The sequence below is a fragment of the Clostridium sp. genome (assembly GCF_021443865.1).
Classification (GTDB): domain Bacteria; phylum Bacillota; class Clostridia; order Clostridiales; family Clostridiaceae; genus Clostridium.
The window spans coordinates 1-3,938 of sequence record NZ_JABUTB010000122.1 but is presented as its reverse complement, the minus strand read 5'-3'; the positions used below and the strand labels follow the sequence as shown (position 1 = coordinate 3,938).

The 3,938-nt window shown below is 30.3% G+C and carries 3 protein-coding genes and 1 pseudogene; all 4 read right to left on the bottom strand.

Features of this window, described 5'->3' with window-relative positions; all coding sequences use genetic code 11:
• Positions 1 to 78 precede the first annotated feature (78 nt).
• Positions 79 to 1,572: a 4Fe-4S dicluster domain-containing protein gene (locus HUJ77_RS14420; RefSeq protein ID WP_291709788.1), complete on the bottom strand. Its 1,494-nt coding sequence runs from the start codon at positions 1,570 to 1,572 to the stop codon at positions 79 to 81.
• Between the two features lie 244 nt (positions 1,573 to 1,816).
• Positions 1,817 to 1,924, bottom strand: a pseudogene (kbaY, locus tag HUJ77_RS15475) (tagatose-bisphosphate aldolase subunit KbaY); the annotation flags it as partial.
• Positions 1,925 to 3,241, bottom strand: coding sequence for a class II D-tagatose-bisphosphate aldolase, non-catalytic subunit (locus HUJ77_RS14415; protein WP_291709786.1), 1,317 nt, complete (start codon positions 3,239 to 3,241; stop codon positions 1,925 to 1,927).
• A 49-nt stretch (positions 3,242 to 3,290) separates the two neighbouring features.
• On the bottom strand, positions 3,291 to 3,938 hold a 648-nt coding region (gene gatY / locus HUJ77_RS14410), incomplete at its 5' end, for a tagatose-bisphosphate aldolase subunit GatY (protein ID WP_291709784.1).

Genomic DNA, 3,938 nt, shown 5'->3' with positions numbered 1-3,938 from the left:
CATGCCGCATAATGAAGAGTCTTTTTTCCTATTGTCTACTTGACAGGGTCAAGTTTACTAAGGAGTTTTTTTATAAATCTATTTTCTTTCTAAATCAATATTTTCATATTCTTTAATTTTTTCATTATCTATAACTGATTTTCTAGACGCTTGGGAATTTATCTTATTGAATGTTGATTTAGACTTAAATGGAGTAGCTATAGTTCCAGCACCATTTATACATCCACCTTCACACATCATTCCTTCAATAAAGTTTCCTTGTAGCTTTCCTACCTTACCCATAGTCATAGCTTTTTTAATTTCTATTCCACCTGAAACTTTTACTGGATTAAAGCTTATTTCTAAGCCTTGACTTTTAATATAATTTTCAATAGCTGCTGTTAAACCACCATGAGCACCAAAGCCTCTTCCATAAATTGATGCTTCATCAACTACTTCTTCTTCACATTCTTCTACTTCTATATCAAAGGCATCAAATAATGCTAATATTTCTTCAAAAGTTAGAACATAATCTACTGCTCCCTTTACAGATTTTTTTGCTGCTTCATTTTTCTTAGCAGTACAAGGTCCTATAAATACAACCTTTGCTTCTGGATCAATACTTTTAATATATCTAGCTGTTGCTATCATAGGTGATACTGTTCCTGAAATTCTTTCAACTTCTGAAGGCATAGTTTTTTCTATATAATTTAAAAATCCTGGACAACAAGAGTTAGTCATATACTTATCTCCCTTTTCCATTCTTTCTATAAATTCATTACTTTCATGAACTGTTACTGCATCAGCTCCACAAGCTGCTTCTAACATATCAGTAAAGCCTAGCTTCTTAATGGCATTCTTAATTTGTCCATAGCTAACCTTAGGTCCAAATTGTCCTGCAATTGCTGGAGCTACTATAGCATACATTTTTCTTTCTCTTGCAAGTCTCTTTGCTACTGGAACTATTAAGCTCTTATCTGAAATAGCTCCAAATGGACATGCTGTCATACAGCTACCACAGTTAACACATTTTTCTTCCTTTATAATGGCTCTTCTATCTTCTTGATTTATATCTAAAGCTCCTGTTGGACAAACTCTCTTACATGGTCTCATTACTTCTGCTATTGCATCATAAGGACATGCTTTCTTACACATTCCACATTCCTTGCAAAGCTCTTGATTAATATAAGCTCTACCGCCAACATAATGAATTGCTCCAAAATTACATGCTTCATGACATTTATGAGCTAAACACCCTCTACAAGAATCTGTAACACTATATTTGTTAATTGGACATCTATCACAAGCAGCTTCAATAACGTAAATTATTTGGTCTTCTTCTCTAATATCTACAAACTCATCATCAATATTATCCCCATTAGCTAAATAACCTGCAGCAAGTTTTGCTCTTTCTAATACAATAGCTCTTTCCTTATAAACGCAGCATCTATACATTGCCTTGTCCCCTTTTATGATTTCATAAGGAATTTTTTCTATTGATTCAGTGGTTAATTCTCCATTCTTAGCTAATTTAGCAACTTCTGTTAAAACTTCGTGCTTTAATTTCTTCAACTGAGTCTCAAATTGAAACATACCAAAATCCTCCTATATAAATAATTTTAAACATTGCTCCCCAATATTATTATAACAGTTAATTTCTCCCTATACTAATAATTTGGAATTTTCTGATAATTTGTAGATTTATTAACAATCTTAAAGAATCAAAAAAAGTTCCATGTTTTTTATAATTTAATAAGAGGAAATAATATTAAGTTATAGTCTAATATTATTTCCTCTAAAATATTATTATATCTTCTTAAATTTTCCTATCTTACTATTATAGTCCATTGCTTCCGCAAACCATAATTTTGTGTTTAACTACCTTTTTCACAGCTTCTTTTTCTGCTGGGATATACTTTCTTTAATCATTATAATCTGGATTTTCTTATTTATTTTCAATGGCATATATATAATCATCTAGATATTCGCCAATTCTATCTTTTAATAGTTCTTTAGCTATTGGCTTTAGGCTTCCTGATCTAATCTTTTTATATTGTTCATGCATAAATTGGCTTATAATTGTTATTGGAATTTCTCTTTCCTCTAAATTATTCATAAGTTTTTCTAGGGCAAAATTAACATCATCCTTAGGCATATAATATCTTGCCCTATCAGATAGGCTATATTTTCTTTCTAACTTTATTTTTTCCCCTGTACCTGAATAATGATTAATCCAATCCTTAGGATTCTTAATCATGCTAAAGTCTAATATATCCATAAAATTAGATAATTCTCCATTTGATTCATATTTTAATATTTCATTTTCAATAATATTTAATGCAAATATGCCTTCTCTAAATCCAAATGTTAAAGCTGGCCCAACTTTTAATATTATAAATCCATCTTCCACCATTTTTCTTAAAGATTTAGGTGTCTGATAATCTGTTGAATGAGCTTCAAATACTAATTGAGGGTATTTTTTTAGTTCATTTTTCAAATCTTTTGCTTCATCTCTATCATATTCCCATACATAATCACTACTAAATTCTACTCCTGGTTGTACTACAACTCCTATTACATAATCCCAGGCTTCTTTTACTCCAATTCTTTCAAAAGCATCTTTAAATGTTTTTACTGTATTCTTTAAATTTTCTACATTTGTTACCTTAGGTCCTTCCTCTTCTTCTTCAACTTGTGCCCCACCAGGTATAGGAACTTCACTACCTATAATATAAACTGGATGAATAGCATCTTTGTCTTTCTTCTTAAGTTCTAAATATGTTTCTTCTGCAATTTTACATAGAACTGATGCTCTATCAGCTATTAAACTATCATTAAATATTTTATTTTTAATATCTCCTTTTAATGGCATACTTGTATCTATATGAATTTTAGTAAACCCAGCTAAAACATATTCTCTTATTAAAACCTTAGCATTTTCCATTGCTTCAGTTGCATCTATATCTTTCCAAGTTAATGGCCCTAAATGATCTCCCCCTAAAATTATTCTTTCTTTAGGAAATCCAATCCTATCAGCTATTTTATAAATATACTCCACATAATCTTTTGGCTTCATTCCAGTATACCCACCAAATTGATCAACTTGATTTGCTGTTGCTTCTACTAAAAGTGGTATATCTTTATTTAAAAGTTTCTCCATGCTAGCTTCAATTACATAATTATTAGAACAACATACCGAAAATATTCCTACATTTTCACCATTCTTATATCTATTAACAATATCTTTCATTGGATGCATCATTTCTTTCCCCCCATATTCATAGTAAATTTATAATCTCATTAAAATTCAATTAAGCCTTACCATTACTTCCACAAACCATAATCTTGTGTTCAACTACCTTTTTCATAGCTTCTTTTCCTGGTGTCATATATTTTCTTGGATCATTAGCATCTGGGTTTTCTATAAAGTATTTCTTTACTGCATTTGAGAAAGGAATTTTTAAATCTGTTGCTACATTTACCTTACATACTCCTAAAGATATTGCTTTTTTCACTAATTCATCTGGTATATCTGATGCTCCATGTAGTACTAATGGTACATCTACCACATCTCTAATTTCTTTTAGTCTATCAAAGTCTATTTTTGCTTCTCCCTTATATAATCCATGAGCTGTTCCAACTGCTACTGCTAATGAATCTATTCCTGTTTTATCTACATATTCCTTTGCTTGATTTGGATTAGTATATTTACTATCCTTCTCATCTACAATTAAATCATCTTCTTGTCCACCTAATCTACCAAGCTCAGCTTCTACTGTTACGTCATTTTTATGTGCATATTCAACTACTTCTTTAACAATTTCAATATTCTTTTCAAACTCTTCATGTGAAGCATCTATCATAGCTGATTTAAATCCTAAATCAATAAAATGTTTTATCTCTTCTACTACTTCAAAATGATCTAAGTGTATTGCTATTGGAATATTATATTTTTCTGC

Bases quoted from the DNA above. Each gene is read 5' to 3' on its own strand.
- HUJ77_RS14415 (WP_291709786.1), bottom strand. From the start codon at position 3,241: ATGATGCATCCAATGAAAGATATTGTTAATAGATATAAGAATGGTGAA.
- HUJ77_RS14420 (WP_291709788.1), bottom strand. From the start codon at position 1,572: ATGTTTCAATTTGAGACTCAGTTGAAGAAATTAAAGCACGAAGTTTTA.